Here is a 19,643-nt window from a genome sequence, read left to right as displayed (position 1 = left end):
CGCCGGGATGTCCTTAAGGAATCTCGATGTTTTCGGTCGCAGTGAACACACATCCGGCACGGGTAAACGTGTCGGCATTATCGGGTTAGATACGTCTCATAGTGTAGCGTTTACGAAAGCGCTGAACGCTACCAGCCCCGATGTAAAGCTTAAGGGATACCATGTGGTAGCCGCTTATCCATACGGGAGTAAGACCATCGAAAGCAGTGCGAAGCGCATACCTGGGTATATAGATGACGTGAAGGGGTATGGGGTAACCATCGTGGATTCGATTGGCGCCCTGCTGGCGCGGGTGGACGTTGTGCTATTGGAAACCAATGACGGTAGGTTGCATCTGGAACAGGCGTTGCCGGTAATCGAAGCCGGTAAACGGTTGTTTATCGATAAGCCGATTGCAGCTTCTTTGGAAGATGCACAAAAGATTTTTGAAGTTGCCGCGAAGCATGTGGTACCTGTATTCTCATCTTCATCGCTACGGTACACGGATAACATCGCATTGATCCGGTCGGGTGAATTGATCGGGAAGGTTACCGGCGCGGATACTTTTAGCCCCGCTGTCATTGAATCGACACATCCCGACTTGTTTTGGTATGGTATCCATGGGGTGGAGATGCTGTATGCGGTGATGGGTGCGGGCTGTGCAAGCGTCTCGCGCACGCACAACGAAGGTACCGACATCGTGGTCGGCACGTGGCACGACGGACGTATCGGCACGTTCCGGGGAACACGTACCGGCCGCCCTGATTATGGCGGAATTGCCCATGGCGAAAACGGCCATGTAGCCATTTCGAAGTATGAAGGATATACATCGCTCCTTTATGAAATCGTCGAATTTTTTGAAACCGGTATATCGCCTGTCGATCCTTCGGAAACATTGGAAATCGTTGCCTTTATGACGGCTGCCGACGAAAGCAAGCGGCAGGGCGGCAAAGCCGTGAAATTAAAACAAGTTGGTTAGCCTGGGAGCGATTGCCGGCAACGGTGGATAGGTGATCTCTGTTAAAGCGTGGAGCCGGCAATGATGCCAGGAACAGCAGAAATCGTATGTCATTTTGGGCTTGAAAGGACCAAGCCGCATGAAAAGGGGGCTGCACAGAATTAAAATAACGGTTACAAAACAATATAAAACAGTATAATAGGTTATGAAAGAGCCAATTGATTCAAGAAGAGACTTTATCAAGAAAGCAGTGGTTGGTGCGGCAGCGTTCTCTTTCGGAGGTGCCTTCCCGGCATTTAGTGCAAAAAGCTATGCCAATATTGTAGGTGCAAACGAGCGCATACGCGTGGCGGTAATGGGTGTGAATGCCCGTGGACTGGCATTGGCAAGTAATTTTTCTGCGCAGTCGAATTGTGAAGTTGCTTATGTTTGTGACGTCGATAGCCGTGCAACTGAAAAGTGTAGCGGCATCGTTGAGAAAAGCCAAGACAAGCGTCCGAAACCGGAATCCGATATTCGTAAGTTGCTATCATATACCGATTTCGATGCGCTGGTGGTGGCTGCGCCAGACCATTGGCATGCTCCGGCAGCCATCTTAGCCTCACAGGCGGGGAAGCACGTTTACCTCGAAAAGCCGGCAAGCCATAATCCGCATGAGGGCGAGTTGCTGGTGGCGGCTCAAAGAAAATACGGAAATGTTATCCAAATGGGTAACCAACGTCGTTCTTGGCCTAATGTGGCCCAGGCCATTCGAGCGCTCCACAACGGTATTATCGGTAAGCCGTACTATGCGAAAACATGGTATACCAATAATCGGGCATCCATTGGTATTGGCAAGGAAATAGCGGTGCCTTCGTGGTTGGACTACGAACTGTGGCAGGGCCCTGCTCCAAGAAGGCCACTGAAGGATAACCTTATCCACTACAATTGGCACTGGTTCTGGCATTGGGGCACGGGTGAAGCGTTGAATAATGGAACCCACATGGTTGACCTTGCCCGGTGGGGCTTGCAGGTGGACTATCCCACCAAGGTGACGTCTACCGGCGGGCGCTATCGGTATAAGGACGATTGGGAAGTGCCAGATACACAGCTTATCAATCTCGAATTTGCAGACAGCAGCATGATTTCATGGGAAGGCAGAAGCTGTAATGGTACACCTGTAGAAGGATCTACGGTGGGGGTCATTTTTTATGGGGAAAACGGCTCGTTGCAAATCGATGGCGGAAATGCGTACAAGGTGTATGACTTGAAGGGCAAGCTTGTAAAAGAAGTGAAGAACGAGGTAACCATAGACGCCCGTAATGTCACCAATCCTTCCCAGGCCCTAGACGCACTCCATATCCAGAATTTCTTCGAGGGCATAAAAAGTGGCCATGAGCTGGCATCGGATATAGAAAGTGGGCATATCAGTACGCTATTGGTGCAGCTAGGCAACATCGCCCAGCGCAGCGGGGGGATGTTGGATATTGATCCTTCGAACGGCCATATCCTAAACAATGGGGACGCGCGGAAACTGTGGAGGCGTGAATATGAGCCGGGTTGGGAGCCATCGATTTAAGCGAACCCCGATGACAGTTTCAAAGGCTAAAATAAACGTGGCGTCGCTTTCGCGGCGAGACACCATCGTTTCCATTGTCATCATTGCGGGGATGTTTTTCATCTTCGGTTTCCTATCGTGGATAAATGCCATCCTCATTCCGTATTTTAAAATTGCCTGTGAGCTCACCCATTTTCAGTCGTATCTCGTCGCGTTCGCGTTTTACATCGCATATTTTGTCATGTCCGTGCCTTCGTCTTACCTGTTGAAGGCCGTCGGTTTCAAAAAGGGGATGATGGTCGGTTTTTTTGCGTTGAGTTTGGGGGCTTTTATCTTCGTGCCTGCGGCGATGGCACGCACATACGAAATCTTCCTCATCGGTTTGTTCACGATTGGTGTTGGATTAGCGATCCTGCAAACCGCTGCCAATCCCTACATTACGATTCTCGGACCGAAGGAACGGGCGGCGCAGCGTATTAGCATCATGGGTATCTGCAACAAATTTGCCGGCATCGTGGCACCCTTGCTTTTCGCTGCGGCCGTGTTGCGCCCCACCGATCAAGCGCTGTTCGATAGCTTGGCGTCGATGACGGAGAGCGCACGTTCAGCCGCACTAGACGAACTGGTTGCACGAGTTATCGTACCGTATACGATTGTTGGTGGTACGCTGCTGCTGATCGGAATCGGGGTGCGCTATTCGCCATTGCCCGAAATCAATACGGAAGAGGAATCGGAAGAAGTATCGGCAGCCAATCGGGGGAGGACGTCGATTTTCCAGTTTCCACATTTGGTTTTGGGTGCGGTAGCGATTTTCATTCACGTCGGTTCGCAGGTAATTTCCATCGATACGATTATCAACTACGCGGGTTCCATGGGGGTATCGTTGATCGACGCGAAGGTTTTCCCCTCCTACACATTGGGGATGGCGATCGTGGGGTACCTTCTCGGTATCTCGTTTGTGCCGCGCTGGATAAGCCAGAAGAACATGCTGCGCGTGGTGACTATTATGGGAGCTATGCTCTCGCTGTTGATAGTATTTGCCCACGGACAAATTCGCTTGTTTGGGCACCAAACCGATATATCCATTTGGTTTATCGTCCTCTTGGGGATTCCCAATTCGCTCACTTGGGCGGGCATTTGGCCCCTGGCCATCGATGGGTTGGGTAGATTCACCAAGGTGGGGGCATCCCTGTTGATCATGGGGTTATGCGGCAACGCGATATTGCCTGTTGTATACGGATATTTTGCAGACACGGTAGGGCCGCGTGAGGCCTATTGGGTGCTGCTGCCATGCTACGTGTATTTGATTTATTACGCCATGTGGGGGCACAAACTGAGAAAGTGGTAAAAGCCAACGCTTTTTTATTCAACATACCGATGTCAAAGAAATATATAAAAGTTATAAACGGGAACATCATTACCCCTTATCGCATGATCAAGAATGGCGAACTCTTGATCGCTGATGGTAAGGTTGAAACCGTCAGTGAGGGCCAAATAACAGTATCAGACGCCGAGACAATCGATGCGAAGGGAGCTTATGTATCACCCGGGTTTATCGATATCCATGTCCATGGCGGTGGCGGGGCAGACTTCATGGATGATGACGTCCATGCATTCCTGAAGGTCGCCGAAACACACGCGCGGTTTGGTACCACCGCGATGTTGCCTACGCTGCTTACCAGTACCAAATCGGAAATCATCCGGTCACTGGCGGTGTATGAAGAGGCAGCCGCACGGAACGTAAAGGGTGCAAGGTTTCTGGGGGTGCACATCGAAGGCCCCTATTTCGCCATGGAGAAACGGGGGGCACAAGACCCGCGCTACATCCGTGACCCGGACCCGGACGAGTATCTGGATATCTTGAACAGTTCGTCATCCATCAAGCGTTGGAGTGCGGCACCCGAACGCCAAGGTGCCATACCGTTTGGCGATGTCTTGCGGGATCGCGGTATCCTGCCGTCCATCGCCCACACCGATGCGTTGTACAGCGATGTTATCCAAGCTTTCGAACACGGCTATTCGTTGGTCACTCATTTATATTCGGCGATGTCGGGCGTTACCCGGCGAAATGCCTTCCGCTATGGCGGGGTCGTCGAAAGCGCCTATCTTATCGATGAGATGGATGTGGAAATCATCGCGGATGGCAGGCATTTACCCGCGGAATTGCTCAAACTGGTCTATAAGATAAAAGGGGCGGACCGCATTGCATTGATAACGGATGCCATACGGGCCGCCGCTATGCCGGAGGGGCCGAGTATATTGGGTAGCTTAACGGACGGTATACCGGTGCTGGTGGAAGACGGTGTTGCCAAATTGCCCGATCGATCGGCGTTTGCCGGTAGCACGGCAACTGCCGACCGCTTGGTGCGTACTTTGGTAGAAGAAGCGGACATACCCCTTGTGGATGCGGTACGGATGATGACCGCAACCCCGGCACGTATACTTGGGGCCGAGCGGCATATTGGAACACTGGTATCGGGGAAAGATGCCGATATGGTCATCTTTGACAGTCAAATAAACATAAAGATGACGATGGTAAAAGGGGAGGTCATCTATCGTAGTGATGCGGTTGCTTCGCCGGGTATCCGTAACGAAGACATGGTTAGTTGAAACAAAAGATGATGCGTAAAGAAATAGATTCGTTGACGGTCAAACAGTTCGATAATCGCCTCGCGATGGGCAGGGCGGCTGCCCAGGCGGTAGCCGATACCATGCTAGCCCTGCTCGGAAAGCAAACCGCCGTGAATATGGTCTTCGCGGCCGCACCTTCCCAGAATGAGTTTTTAGAAGCCTTAGGGTGTTACAATGCCATCGATTGGACGCGTGTTAATGCTTTCCACATGGATGAGTACATCGGCTTGCCAACCGAAGCTACCCAACGATTCGGTAACTTCCTCAAGGAACGGCTGTTCGGCAAGCTGCCATTTCGATCGGTCAATTATTTAAATGGCAACGCCACGGATGCCGATGGCGAATGCCGGCGCTATGCAGGTCTGCTAATGGAATACCCCATCGATATCGTCTGCATGGGAATCGGTGAGAATTGCCATATCGCATTCAATGACCCCCATGTTGCAGACTTTAACGACGCGGCGTTGGTGAAAGTGGTCGATTTGGATACAGCCTGCCGGCAGCAGCAAGTGAACGATAATTGTTTCGATGTACTGGCTGCGGTTCCAACACACGCCCTAACGCTGACCATCCCGGCGTTGATGGCAGCAGGCCGTGTCTTCTGCATGGTACCCGGGCCGAATAAAGCCAAGGCCGTTCGGCATACCTTACTGGCCGATATCACACCCTTGTACCCCTCCACCATGTTGAGGTTGCATCGCAATGCCATCTTGTATATCGATAACGAAAGTGCCGCGAGATTATAATTTTTTTATCGACCCGCTACCAAGATTTCGATAATTGTAATTAATTTAGGCCCCATTGTATCCCATTTTTGAACGAATGGGATATTTTTTGACCAGTTATCAAATCATATATGCAAGCATCTTCCCCCGTCGGCACAGCTACTCATAAAAAAACGTTATGGAAAGTCATCGGCGCATCTTCCTTGGGCACCCTGATCGAATGGTATGATTTTTACATCTTCGGCAGTCTCGCGATTGTCATCTCCACCAAATTCTTCCCACCAGACAATCCTACAGCAGCATTCTTATCTACATTAGCTACGTTTGCGGCAGGTTTTGTAGTCAGGCCCTTTGGTGCCCTGTTCTTTGGTCGGCTCGGCGATATCATCGGGCGTAAGTACACCTTTATGGTCACGTTGCTTGTGATGGGCCTGGCTACCTGTGCCATCGGACTGGTTCCGGGTTACGAAACCATCGGCTTCGCCGCACCGGTTATCGTGCTGGTGTTAAGGCTGTTGCAAGGACTGGCACTTGGGGGCGAATATGGCGGAGCGGCCACTTATGTGGCAGAATATTCCGAGCCGGGAAAACGGGGCTATCGCACGTCGTGGATCCAAACAACCGCCACTTTCGGACTATTCATCTCGCTGGCGGTGATTATGCTCACCAAGAACAGCATGTCGGCCGAGGCCTTTGACGAATGGGGTTGGCGCTTGCCGTTCTTGATTTCATCGGTTATGGTAGTGGTTTCCTATTTCATCCGCCGGAACATGGATGAGTCGCCGCTATTCAAAAAAGCCAAGAGCGAGGGGAAGACCTCGGCCAACCCGTTGCGCGAATCATTCGGTAAAAAGTATAATTTCAAATTCGTACTGCTGGCGCTGTTCGGTGCTACCATGGGGCAGGGGGTGATCTGGTATACCGGCCAATTCTATGCATTGTCGTTCCTCCAAAGCGTGTGTAGGGTAGATTTCGACCAAACCAATTACATCATCGGGGCGGCGTTGCTGGCAGGTACGGGTTTCTTCGTGTTTTTCGGGTGGTTGTCTGACAAAGTGGGGCGCAAACCGATCATGCTGGCCGGTATGCTACTGGCTATCCTTACGTATCGCCCTATTTTCGACCGTATCTATCAATTAACGGACGTGGCCAACAAGCAGGAGCTGGTTGACGCGTATGCCTCCCACCAGTACGTGGAAATGCACGGTGAAACGGGCGATTCGTTGCGGGTGACTACCATGGAGCATTTCTATGCGGATGGATCCGTACGTACCGTGGTGCAAACGGAAACCAAAACCGCCGGCGAAACGGCCTTCTCAGCGCCTGTAGCCAATGCGCATGTCCACGTTGGCTCGAGTGCTTTTGCATCACTCGTATTGCTGGTGTTCGTACTGGTCTTATACGTCACCATGGTCTATGGGCCCATCGCGGCCTTTCTGGTGGAGATGTTCCCCGTCCGGATCCGCTATACGTCGATGTCGCTGCCCTACCACATCGGAAACGGGATTTTCGGCGGCCTGCTTCCGGCGGTGGCGACCTATTTGGTTGCCAAGGCCCAGTTTGCCAACTCCCTCGAAAAACCTTACCTGGAGGGACTTTGGTACCCCATCATCATTGCCGTCGTCAGCTTCATCATCGGATTACTCTATCTCAAGAACAAGAACCAAAACGTACAGTAAGCATGAACACGATCAAACGGATATTGGGAGTTGTATGGATTGCTCTCGGATTGGCGGCAGGTTATTATCTGATCATCAGCCAGGCGATACCGCAGTTCGCCAGCGGAAGGTCCGAGGACTTGGTGCCCGCTATCATCTATACCTTTATACTGATGCCCATCATTACGGGTGGCCTATGTATATTTGGATGGTATGCATTGCGGGGTGAATATGACAAGACCGACTGAAAACCTTGCAATGTCAAATTAGACGGTATGAATATTCAAGTCAGGAAATTATCGCTGAAAGACTACAATGACCTGAGAGACTCGATGCATCAGGCTTACGGCGGCGCAGGTGGGCTGTGGACCCGTACAAACATCAAGGACCTGCTCAGCCTCTTTCCCGAGGGACAGCTATGCGTCGAGGTGGACGGTCGCGTCGTAGCCTGTGCCTTGGCCATCGTCATCGATACGACGAAGACAGCTATTACGGATACGTACCGCGAGATCATCGCCGAAGGTACTTTTTCGACACATAATGCCGAAGGCAACGTGTTATACGGTATCGAGGCCTTTGTACACCCTGATTATAGGGACCTACGCTTGGGGCGGCGGCTGTATGATGCCCGCAAGGAGTTGTGCGAACATTGGAACCTCAAAGGTATCCTGTTGGGTGGGCGTTTGCCCAAGTACCACGAACACGCCGACGAACTCACGCCCAAGCAATACATTGAGAAGGTTAAGCAGAAAGCAGTGTACGACCCCGTATTGACGTTCCAGCTGGCAAACGACTTCCATGTGAAGAAAATTCTTAAAAATTACCTGGAGGGCGATACGGAATCCCGGGAGTATGCTACCCTGCTCGAATGGAACAATATTTATTACGAACCGAAAACAAAAGCATCGTCGCCATCCAAACAAACCATCCGGTTGGGTCTGGTGCAGTGGCAAATGCGCACGTTCAAGGAAATTCAGGCATTCTATGACCAGGTCGAGTTCTTTGTGGATGCCGTGAGTGGGTATGGTGCCGATTTCGTGCTCTTCCCCGAGTTCTTCAACACGCCATTGATGGAGCCCTATAACCATATGCCCACCACGGAAGCGATGCGCGAGCTGGCAAACATGAGCAGCGAGATCCAGCAACGTATCCAACAGCTGGCCGTTTCGTACAACGTCAACATCATTGCTGGCACGATGCCTGTAATTGAAGAAGATGGGAAGCTATATAACGTGTCGTTGCTTTGCCACCGGAGCGGTAAGACCGAAGCCTACCGAAAGATACATATTACACCCAATGAAACGAAGTACTATGGGATGCAAGGTGGCAGTGAAGTCCGTGTTTTTGACACCGACTGTGGCAAGATCGGCATACTGATCTGTTACGACGTGGAGTTCCACGAATTGGGCCGGATCCTCGCCGACCAGGGCATGCAGATTTTGTTTGTCCCATTTTTAACGGACACCCAGAATGGTTATGTGCGGGTTAGGAACTGTGCGCAGGCGCGTGCCATCGAGAATGAATGCTACGTGGCAATCGCGGGTGCGGTCGGCAATTTGCCCAAGGTAAACAATATGGATATCCAATACGCACAATCGGCCGTATTCACACCCTCTGATTTTGCATTTCCAACAAATGCAGTCAAGGCTGAAGCGACCCCGAATACCGAAATGGTATTGGTGGTCGATGTGGATTTGAACTTATTGAAAGAACTCAACCAATACGGTACGGTGAAAAACCTGGTTGACCGGCGCGTGGACCTGTATCGGGTCGTATTGAATAAATGAACGCTTGTTCCCGCTGTGCCGGGTAAGGTTCAGGACACCGCAGGATGGTTATTGTGTCATTTTAAATAGATTTGTGGGTAGGCTTATATTGGAATGTTCCAGTTGTGCCAATGACCTTAAAAACAAATCGATTGTGAAAATGCTAACCAACGAAACGGGACTGTCAAAAGATACCTTCAATGAAATATTCGAGCGGTATTATCGGTCCATTTGCTACTTTATTTTCCAACTAACGGATAATCGGCAACAGGCGGAGGATATCGCCTCGGAATGCTTCCAGAAAGTTTGGATTAATCGGATGAACTTCCACGAATTGCCTGCGGTGAAGGTATTTCTATACAAAGCGGCCAGAAATGCAGCACTCGATTATTTGAAATCGGTGAAAGTACGTTCAACGGCACATGACGAAATCCTATACTTTTCCGAACATTCCGAAGATTTTGTGCTGGCGAAAATCATCAAGACCCAACTCCTTCACTATATCTATGACAAGGTGGAAACGATGTCTCCCAAAGTCAAGCAGATTTTCAACCTGATTTATCGGGATGGTCTTTCCACAAGGGAAATATCGCAAAAATTGAACACATCGGAGCAGCATGTCCGCAACGTCAAGACCCGTGCACTCAATTCCCTTAAGAAGTCGTTGACGCCCCAAAGCTTGGATTGCTGATATCCCTGATTTATTTTTAAAAAATAATCGACTCGGTGAGTTGAAATTTCACTTCAGTCGTTTATACATATGAAATAGACCTTTATGAGTGCGGAACAAGAGCGTATAGAAAAATTGTTCAGATTGTTTGTCGATGGCAGTCTCACCGAGCTGCAACGCATTGAGCTGGAGGGGTACTTGCGGAAGCACCCCGAATTGGATGCGCTGTTTGCCGATTTGAGCGATGGTGATGCCTTCTTGGCGCGCGAATGGGCAGACTTCGTAGCGTTCGACCCCGCTGCGGACACCAGGGAAACAAACAGATCTGGCCGCGTACGGAAACTCTTTTTACCGATTCGGATCGTCGCCGGCCTGTTCCTATTTCTGTTGGCGTTTGCTGCCATTTGGTTTTACAAAACCACACCGAATAATAGGGTAGACATGCAAGTACGGACGGAGCGGTATAAGAATGATGTCATTGCCGGATCGAATAGGGCGGTTGCCACACTTGCCGATGGCAATTTATTATTCCTTGGCGATACGGTATCGACCCATGCCGCGGCCGGAGGCAACGCCGTGGCACTTTCGGAGGGTCAAATCAGGTTTAAACCCTTGGAAAAAGACAGGCCGAATAATGGTAGTTTCAATTCGGTTACCACGCCCCATGGCGGGCAGTATAGTGTTATATTGCCCGATGGTAGCCTGGCCAAGTTAAACGCCGGATCCAACATCCGTTTTCCTGCCGCTTTTGAAAAGAAGCGACGGGAGGTCGAAATACTGGGAGAGGTGTACTTCGATGTCGTGTCTGATAAGACGCGGCCGTTTATCGTGAAACTGCCGAACGGTGCGCAAATCGAAGTGCTGGGGACGTCCTTTAACGTGAAGGCCTACCCCGACGATACGGTGATCAAAACAACCCTTGAAAAAGGCAGCGTGAAATTCAAAGCGGGTGAAGATGCCCTGCTGATAAAACCCGGTGAACAAATACAGCTGGCTACGCAAGCATCGAACCCTGTGCTATTGAAACGAACGGTGGGGTTGAATACCGAAACTTCCTGGAAAGATGGTTACTTCAACTTTGAAAATGCAGAGCTGAAGACGATCATGAAGGAAGTTGCCCGGTGGTACGATGTAGATGTTGAATATAAAACACAGATCACAGAACAATTCAGCATACTGATGCTCCCCCGGAGTTTTTCTATTTCCAGGTTGCTGGAGTTGCTGGAACTGACAGGTCACGTTAAATTCACAATCGATGGGAGGAGGGTTACCGTTATGACATAAAGCATACTACCCTTATAAACCTGGAGAAACCACACCGGGGGCAACCGGTGTGGCTGATTCGTCCAGTTCAGTAACACCTATAAAGCTTTGCGATCACTTTTAGGTTATGTGTTATATAGCTAAACGAAATCAAAATTATGCAATTTTTTTCTTTTATGGGGAGAAATATAGTATCTCCTGTCACTAGTTTTTTATTGTATTTGAAAATCACCGCGTTTTTTATCGTATTCGCCTCCCTTCAAATCCATGCAAAGGGAGTGGCGCAAACCGTGCGGTTGGACATGTCCAACGGTAGCGTAACGGCATTGATCAAAGATATACAGCAGCAAACCGGCTATGCCTTTTTGTATAACCGGAACGATATCAAAGATCTCGATGCCATCAGTATTTCCATCGAATCCGATAATATCAGCGAGGTGCTTGCCGAAAGCCTGAAGGACCTCCCGCTCGATTTCCTGGTAAAGGAAGACGAGAAGGTAGTTATTCTAAAAAGAAGCGCCAGCAAAACAAACCGGGAGCGGTTGCTCGCCAGCCTACGGCAGCAACCCACGGTTCAGGGAATCGTTGTCGATACCGCCGGGACCCCGCTAACCGGGGTAACGGTGTCGGTAAAAAACCGGCCAAGTATAGCAACGGGTACCGACCTGAACGGACGGTATGTGCTGCAGGCGCCCGAAGGTGCTATCCTCGTATTTACGATGGTTGGGTATCTCACCCAGGAAGTAAGTGTGGGTAACCAACGGGAGATCGATGTGGTGCTTGAAATGTCGGCTTCCATGCTTGACGACGTTGTGGTGGTTGGCTTCGGTACCCAGAGACGGAGGGATGTAGTCGGCTCGGTCACGTCCGTTAGTCCCGGCGACCTGAAAGTGCCTTCCAGCAACCTGACCACGGCATTGGCGGGCCAGGCGGCGGGTATTATCGCCTATCAGCGAAGCGGGGAACCCGGTCAGGACAACGCAGATTTCTTTGTCCGGGGTATCACGACCTTCGGCACAAATACCAATCCATTGATATTGATCGACGGTATCGAACTCTCGGCAAACGACCTAGCCCGCCTTCGCCCGGACGACATCCAGAGTTTCTCCATACTGAAAGATGCTACCGCCACGGCTTTGTACGGCTCGCGCGGTGCAAACGGGGTGATTCTGGTCGTCACCAAACAGGGCAAAGAAGGTCCGGCAAAATTCTCCTTCCGCTTCGAGAATTCGATGTCGGCTCCGACGCAGACGGTTGATGTCGCCGACCCCGTGACGTATATGAAAATGCACAACGAAGCCATCCTTACCCGCGACCCCTTGGGAACCATTCTGTATTCGCAGGAAAAAATTGAAATGACAGAGTTGGGTAGGTACCCGCTTATCTATCCCGCCAACGATTGGCAGCAAATGTTGTTCAAGGATTATACGATGAACCAACGCAGCAATGTGAATGTGAGCGGAGGTGGAGGGGTTGCGCGTTACTATGTGGCCGGCTCATTCAATCGTGACAACGGTATCCTCAATGTGGACAAACGCAATAATTTCAATAACAACATCGCCATCAATAATTACGATCTGCGTTCGACCGTCAATATTGACCTTACCAAAAACACCGAATTGATTGTACGTCTGAGTGCCAATTTCGAAGAATACAAAGGTCCTTTGCGCGGTGGGGCGGATATGTATAATTTAATGGTACATTCCAATCCGGTGCTGTTCCCGGCTTATTACCCGGCAGACGAAGATTTCCAATATGCACAACATATCTTGTTCGGCAACTGGAACAATAGCAAAATCAATCCCTATGCCGAAATGGTCCGCGGTTACAAAGAGAAATCGCGCTCGCAGATATTGGCTCAGCTGGAATTGAAACAGGATTTGGGTTTCATTACCCAAGGGTTGACGGGCCGGGGAATGTTAAACGTCAGCCGCTTATCGCAATTTGCCGTCAACAGGTCGTATACTCCGTTTTATCATGAAATTAGCAGATATAACCGACTAACGGGCGATTACAACCTGATAGAAACGGATATCGGTACTGAATATTTAGGATACGGCGAATTGCCGGCGGACAGAGAACAGTATTCTTCGTTCTATTTTGAAGGAAGCTTAAACCATGTCCGTGATTTCGGGAAACATAACATCAGCAACATGTTGGTGTTTCAGGCACGGGAGACGTTGACTGCCAACGCAGGTTCGCTGCAATTGTCGCTCCCCTCCAGGAATTTAGGTCTGGTAGGACGCGCAACCTATGCGTATGACTCCCGGTATATTGCCGAATTTAACTTTGGATATAATGGAAGCGAACGTTTTGATAAAAACAACCGTTTCGGGTTTTTCCCATCGGCAGGCGTGGCCTGGCTCGTCTCCAACGAGAAGTTCTGGGAAGATTTGGAGCCCGTTGTTAGTAACCTGAAGCTGCGTTACACCTACGGTTTGATCGGGAATGACCAGATAGGCGACGCCGCCGATCGATTCTTCTATCTTTCCGAAGTGAACATGAATAACACCGGCAGGCGGGCCATCTTCGGATCGGAATACAATACGATTTATGATGGAATCACCATCAGCCGGTATGCCAATCCCTATATCTCCTGGGAAAAATCTTACAAACAAAATTTTGCGCTTGAATTGGGTTTGTGGAATCAACTGAACATCGTTGCGGAATATTTTACCGAGAAAAGAGACAATATCCTGATGACGAGGGCGAGTATTCCCAATACCATGGGCTTGACGGCCACGCCCCGCGCAAATGTGGGCGAGGCATCGGGCAAAGGGGTAGATATGACGCTGGAATACCAGAAAAACTGGAATAGCAATTTCTGGTCTTCAGCGCGTGCCAATTTCACGTATGCGACCAGCCAGTTCGATGTGTATGAAGAACCGGAATACAACGAACCGTGGCGTTCAAGAGTGGGCTTGTCATTGAATCAGGCAACCGGCTATATTGCCGAGCGGCTTTTTGTGGATGATGCAGAAGCGGCTAGCTCGCCACCGCAAAATATAGGGACTTCCCAATATGGTGGTGGCGACATCAAATACCTGGATGTAAACCGCGATGGCCAGATTACCGAAGCGGACAGGGTCCCCTTGGGCCATCCTACGGTCCCTGAAATTGTTTATGGATTTGCGGTTTCCATGGGATACAAAGGATTTGATTTCTCGGTACTCCTCCAAGGAGCGGCCCGGCAATCGTTTTGGATCAATGCACACAGTACGGCCCCGTTCCTTGGCGATGCTCAGATTCTCCAGGCGTATGCTGACAGCTATTGGTCTGAGGAGAACCAAAATCTATATGCTACCTGGCCCCGATTGGATACCAGGGTCAACACCAATAATGTTCCGGGAGCCTATATTGATGGAAACGGTGCCTATCAATGGCCATCAGACCAACGGAACACCTGGTTTATGCGCAACGGCAACTTCCTGCGCGTTAAACAGATGGAGGTGGGCTATTCGGTACCCGACCGGTTAACCGAGCGGATAAAAATGAACAATCTCCGGCTCTATCTCAGTGGAACCAACCTGCTTGTTTTCAGTAAATTTAAAATGTGGGATGTGGAAATGGCCGGTAACGGATTGGGCTATCCCAACCAGCGAGTGTTTAATGTTGGGATAAATTTTGCTTTTAACTAGTTAAGTGTGAGCGACATGAAAAAAATAAGAATCATAATATTTGCCGCTGTAATGAGTTTAACCGCTGCTTGCGGCGACTGGCTGGACGTAGTACCCGATGGCATTGCCACCTTAGATATGGCATTCAATTCGAGAACGCAGGCCCGTAAATACCTAGCGACGGCCTATTCCTATATGCCAAAAAATGGCGGGTCGGGCGATCCCAGCACGCTGGGAGGAGACGATATATGGACGCGAAGGACCACCCACTTTTCTAACCGTTTTTCACTTGCCGGTTTGGATATCAGTGAAGGATTCCAAAATGCCACCAGTCCGATACTTGCTCGATGGAGCAGTATGTACGAGGCGTTGCGTGTTTGCAATACCTTTCTGGAAAATGTCGATTTGGTCCCTGACTTACCTGCTTGGGAGCGGGAACAATGGGCCGCTGAGGCAAAAGTGTTAAAGGCCTATTATCATTTTTGCCTCGTACAGATGTACGGTCCGATACCCCTGATCCGGGAAAATTTGCCGGTGGATGCGGACGTGTATGCGGTGAAAGTAGAACGGGCACCGGTAGACGAATGTTTCGACTACATCGTGCAACTACTGGATGAAGCCAGCGATGGCGACCAACTGCCCACGGTTATATTGGATCCGGCAAGCGACTACGGACGCATTACCAAGCCGATTGCACTGTCATTGAAGGCCAAAGTGCTGGTAACGGCGGCGAGCCCGTTGTTCAATGGGAATAATGACCAGGCAACGTTGAAAAACCACGACGGTACGCTCCTGTTCGACGCCACCTTCAAAGCCGAAAAATGGGAATTGGCCATGGCCGCCTGTAAGGAGGCCATTGATATTTGCCATGAAGCAGGGATGCTATTATATAAGTTTGAGGATGCGGCCAACCGGTACAACGATACAACCGTATTGAACGTAACTCTCCGGAATGCTTTTAATTTGCGCTCAAACAGCGAAGTTATCTGGGCAAACACGCAAATGATTTCAATTCCCGGCAGTGGCGGGATGATCCATGCGTCGATGCCAAAACTGAATTCGGCTTACGTCAATAGCAACGATATTTGCCAGTGGCTGGGTATGCCGATCAAAATTGCCGAGATGTTTTACACGGAAAACGGCGTGCCGCTCGATGAGGATAAAACGAGGAATATCGGAGATCTTTATAACCTGAGAACCGCACAAGCGGACGATAAGCTTTATATTCGGCAGGGGAGAACCACAATTGATATGCATTTCGATCGTGAACCCCGATTTTATGCATGGGTAGGCTTCGATGGCGGTGTGTGGTTCGGAGCAGGGCAATATAATGATAAGGATGCATCGTCGTTAAGATACCTTGCCTTTAAGGTAGGCGAAACAGATGGCTCGCAGGGGCAGGGCAACTGGACCGGCTATCTCCCTAAAAAATTCATTCCCTATGAGGCCCAGCTGAATGCGATCAACGTTATATCTTCACCCAGCTACGCTTGGCCGGTCATGCGATTGAGCGATCTTTACCTATTGTATGCCGAAGCGATCAACGAAGCCGAAGGACCTAACGGAGCCAATAGTGCGGAGCTGTTTCGATATATCGATCTGGTTCGCAATCGTGCCGGTTTGAAAGGAGTGAAGGAATCTTGGGATACCTATACCAATAGCCCGAAGTACAACACCCAGCCGGGTATGCGTGAAATCGTACAAAGCGAACGCTTGATCGAACTTTCGTTCGAAGGGCAACGCTTTTGGGATATACGGCGTTGGAAAACCGCGCCGACGGAATACCATACCCCGCTGCAAGGGTGGAACATGATGGTATCTACCATTGACGGGACCGAGGAAGAAGTAAACCGGATGATGTACCAGCCGCAGCTTTTGTTGGAGCAGAAATTTGGCATCCGCGACTATTTCTGGCCGATCAGGACCGGTGATATTGAAGTGAATCCAAATCTGGTACAAAATATTGGGTGGTAACGATTAACCTATTACATCATGAAAAATAGTATTATATATATCATTATCCTACTGACATCGATGTTATGGATCGGTTGCCAGGAAGAGGGGCGTATTGATTTTATGGACGATACGGCGGCAGCGCCTGGTCAAGTGACCAATGTGACCGTAGAAAACAAACCGGGGGGAGCTGTATTGAAATATATGTTGCCAGTAGATAAGAATGTACTTTATGTACGGGCTGAATATGAAATCAAACCCGGCGTCATACGCGAAACGAAGTCTTCTTACTTCAAGGATTCGTTAGTGCTCGAAGGATTCGGCACCACGGATACGTACGACGTTAGACTATATTCCGTAGGGAAAAATGAAAAGGAATCGGCGCCTTTTACGGTGCAGATAAACCCAACGACGGCCCCCGTACAATTGGCGACGAAGACGTTTAGGGAGACTTTCGGAGGCGTAGCGATCGATTTCGAAAATCCGGAAGAAGCCAATCTGGCCATCGTATTGATGGCAGACACCGCGAATTTGGGGTATATGAGCGAGTTAATCACCTATTATACCGCTACGCCAAAGGGTACATTTACGTATCGCGGTGTTGACGGGTTGGATCCTGAAGAACATGAATTTGCGATGTACATCCGTGACAGATGGGGTAATTTGTCTGATACCGTCACAGCCGAAGTGACACCGTGGTTTGAAGAGTTTATTTCCAAAGCCACGTGGAACGCGTATACGTTGCCGGGCGATATCCCTCCGGTCAATTCAGGTTACCCAACAACAAGAATATGGGATGAGAATTATGACCAGGATGGATTCCATGGTCTGGAAACCCAAATGCTCCCGCATAACATCACATGGGACATGGGAAGGACCGTCAAATTAAGCCGGTTGAAATACTGGCCGCGTAAGCATAGTGACGACCGATGGAAGCGGGGACATGCAAAAGTATTTGAAATATGGGGTTCTGTCTCGCCCAACCCTACCGGGGAGCTTGACGACAGTTGGATACCGCTCGGACGATTTGAGAGTTTGAAGCCATCCGGGTCGGGTGCACAAATTACCCAGGAAGACATTGCTTTTGCAGATGAAGGTATCGAGTTCGAATTTGGCGTGAGTGATTTCGCCCCGAATCCCTTCACCCCAGTTAGGTATATCAGGTTCAGGACCGTATCTACCTATGCCAATGCATCCTTTTCGACTGTTCACGTCTTGGAACTGAGTTTCTGGGGAGAGTTAATTAATTAAAGTTAAATCATTAGCAATCATTTATGATGAAGAATACGATATTTGTCATCTTTATTGGGGTCATTTTGGGATTCTCTTCATGCGATAGCCCGTCGGATATTTACAAGGATTATGTGGTTCCCAACGGATTGATATATCCGGGGCCGGCACAAAACCCGATTGTGTATCCCGGGAATAATCGTATCAAATTATCGTGGCTCAGAGGTACCGATCCCCGGATACAGAAAGCGAGAATATTCTGGAATAATTACACCGACTCGGTTGAACTGCCGGTGACCGCAGACATGGATACGGTCAGTCATATTATCGACGCGATCAGTGAAAACACCTATTCCTTCATGATCCATACTTACGACGATGAAGGGAACAAGTCTATTCCGATTGAGATAATGGGTACAGTGTATGGCGACAATTACCAGGGCATGCTTACCAATCGTCTGTTGAAGAGTACCTACTACGATGGACAGGACCTTACGCTAAATTGGGGAACAGTTGAAAGCTCTGAAGTAGGTGTCCAGCTGAACTGGACGGATTTAAACGGCGACAGCCAGACGACGGATGTTGATACTTTGGAAACCGAAACGCTGCTTCCAAACTTCAACATCGATAAGCCGTTAGCCTACCGTACGGCACATAAGCCGGACTCCCTGGCCATCGATGTATTCCAGGCGACAACGGTCGAAACCATGATTGATCCGGTATTATTGATCCCAAAGGCGACCTGGGCTGAAAAGCTTTTGCCGGGTGATGTGGAAATCAATGGCAGTTACCCATTAGCACGATTTTGGGACGGGAACACCACCAATTTCATGCACACAGCAGATCCGGCGGCCGTACCAAGTACCTTCACATGGGATTTGGGTCTGAAGGCGAAACTGGATAGGATGAGGCTATGGCCACGTAACAGCAATGATGATCGTTGGAACAGGGGCCATCCGAGGGTATTTGAAATATACGGGTCATTGGACCCGAATCCGGACGGCAGCTTGGACGGCAGTTGGACGCTTCTGGGGAAATTTGAATGTGTACAACCGTCGGGTAACGGACTTGCCGATCCCTGGCAGGCGCCTACAGCCGAGGACATCGCGCTTTCTGATAGCGGTCTGGAATTTGAATTCGTACCGGGTGCTGGGGTCAATCCCGATGCAACGGTAAGGTACATCCGGTTCAGGAGCCTTGAGCATTTCAACCCTACGCAACCGCCGCGTATGTTACTTGCTGAAATCAGCTTTTGGGGAGCGTTGGTAAAATAGAAGCATTTCACGTGTTACCCAAAGGTGCTCAACCGGACCCGGTTGAGCACCTTTTTTATGCAGACAGGTGTCTAAAAAGAATGGCGTATCGGTGCTCCGTTTGACTTTGTTGCCGCATTTTTCCAGTACAATTGATTTGCTTTCTTCTCACCGCTCCATGCAGGCTAGGCCGTCTGCGTTCGGAGGTCGGATCGGCCTTGGCGCAATTGGACGTACAGGCCGTGGTGGTGCGTTGCAGAAACGGTCTGGTGAGCACTGAAACAAGCAGAACCCAGCCACCGGGTGGGCCATGGGGGCAGGCGGCCTAGGGTTCGCGCCGTTGCACCGACGCGCAGCCGGAACAACAAATACGACACAGCCTTGTGCTTTGGTTCTTTGGGGC

Annotated in this window: 14 protein-coding genes; all 14 read left to right on the top strand. The window is 49.9% G+C overall.

Annotation, left to right across the window (positions count from 1 at the left end):
• Positions 1 to 7 precede the first annotated feature (7 nt).
• The 14 genes from ACEVG1_RS01205 to ACEVG1_RS01140 all read left to right on the top strand — a co-directional run bounded on the left by ACEVG1_RS01205 (position 8) and on the right by ACEVG1_RS01140 (position 19,261).
• Entirely contained in the window at positions 8 to 958 is a 951-nt protein-coding gene (locus ACEVG1_RS01205; RefSeq protein ID WP_374741716.1) for a Gfo/Idh/MocA family protein, read from the top strand.
• A 184-nt stretch (positions 959 to 1,142) separates the two neighbouring features.
• Positions 1,143 to 2,495: a Gfo/Idh/MocA family protein gene (locus ACEVG1_RS01200; RefSeq protein ID WP_374741715.1), complete on the top strand. Its 1,353-nt coding sequence runs from the start codon at positions 1,143 to 1,145 to the stop codon at positions 2,493 to 2,495.
• Positions 2,496 to 2,505: 10 nt separating this feature from the next.
• The gene (locus ACEVG1_RS01195) at positions 2,506 to 3,822 is read left to right on the top strand and encodes a sugar MFS transporter (protein ID WP_374741713.1); all 1,317 of its coding nucleotides are present in this window, start codon (positions 2,506 to 2,508) and stop codon (positions 3,820 to 3,822) included.
• A 29-nt stretch (positions 3,823 to 3,851) separates the two neighbouring features.
• Positions 3,852 to 5,084 (top strand): N-acetylglucosamine-6-phosphate deacetylase, encoded by a 1,233-nt coding sequence (nagA, locus tag ACEVG1_RS01190; RefSeq protein ID WP_374741712.1) that lies wholly within the window; start codon positions 3,852 to 3,854, stop codon positions 5,082 to 5,084.
• 8 nt (positions 5,085 to 5,092) lie between these two features.
• Positions 5,093 to 5,851, top strand: coding sequence for a glucosamine-6-phosphate deaminase (locus tag ACEVG1_RS01185; protein WP_374741710.1), 759 nt, complete (start codon positions 5,093 to 5,095; stop codon positions 5,849 to 5,851).
• Between the two features lie 110 nt (positions 5,852 to 5,961).
• Positions 5,962 to 7,509 carry an MFS transporter gene (locus ACEVG1_RS01180; protein WP_374741708.1) on the top strand — a complete coding sequence of 516 codons (1,548 nt, stop codon included), beginning with the start codon at positions 5,962 to 5,964 and terminating at the stop codon, positions 7,507 to 7,509.
• A 2-nt stretch (positions 7,510 to 7,511) separates the two neighbouring features.
• Entirely contained in the window at positions 7,512 to 7,736 is a 225-nt protein-coding gene (locus tag ACEVG1_RS01175) for a DUF6814 family protein (RefSeq protein WP_374741707.1), read from the top strand.
• Positions 7,737 to 7,763: 27 nt separating this feature from the next.
• On the top strand, positions 7,764 to 9,275 hold the full coding sequence (locus ACEVG1_RS01170) for a GNAT family N-acetyltransferase (protein WP_374741706.1): 1,512 nt from the start codon (positions 7,764 to 7,766) through the stop codon (positions 9,273 to 9,275).
• A gap of 139 nt (positions 9,276 to 9,414) precedes the next feature.
• Positions 9,415 to 9,945, top strand: coding sequence for a sigma-70 family RNA polymerase sigma factor (locus ACEVG1_RS01165; protein WP_374741705.1), 531 nt, complete (start codon positions 9,415 to 9,417; stop codon positions 9,943 to 9,945).
• Between the two features lie 84 nt (positions 9,946 to 10,029).
• The gene (locus ACEVG1_RS01160; RefSeq protein ID WP_374741704.1) at positions 10,030 to 11,208 is read left to right on the top strand and encodes a FecR family protein; all 1,179 of its coding nucleotides are present in this window, start codon (positions 10,030 to 10,032) and stop codon (positions 11,206 to 11,208) included.
• 155 nt (positions 11,209 to 11,363) lie between these two features.
• On the top strand, positions 11,364 to 14,825 hold the full coding sequence (locus tag ACEVG1_RS01155) for a SusC/RagA family TonB-linked outer membrane protein (protein ID WP_374741703.1): 3,462 nt from the start codon (positions 11,364 to 11,366) through the stop codon (positions 14,823 to 14,825).
• Between the two features lie 51 nt (positions 14,826 to 14,876).
• Entirely contained in the window at positions 14,877 to 16,778 is a 1,902-nt protein-coding gene (locus ACEVG1_RS01150) for a RagB/SusD family nutrient uptake outer membrane protein (RefSeq protein ID WP_374741702.1), read from the top strand.
• A gap of 18 nt (positions 16,779 to 16,796) precedes the next feature.
• Complete coding sequence (locus ACEVG1_RS01145; RefSeq protein WP_374741701.1) at positions 16,797 to 18,008, top strand: DUF4959 domain-containing protein; 1,212 nt, start codon at positions 16,797 to 16,799, stop codon at positions 18,006 to 18,008.
• A 23-nt stretch (positions 18,009 to 18,031) separates the two neighbouring features.
• A complete protein-coding gene (locus tag ACEVG1_RS01140; protein ID WP_374741699.1) occupies positions 18,032 to 19,261 on the top strand; it encodes a DUF4998 domain-containing protein in 1,230 nt (409 codons plus the stop codon).
• Positions 19,262 to 19,643 lie beyond the last annotated feature (382 nt).

The sequence above is a fragment of the Parapedobacter sp. 2B3 genome, assembly GCF_041925275.1.
GTDB classification, from domain to species: Bacteria; Bacteroidota; Bacteroidia; order Sphingobacteriales; family Sphingobacteriaceae; genus Parapedobacter; species Parapedobacter pyrenivorans_A.
This window is presented reverse-complemented; position numbering and strand designations above follow the sequence as displayed.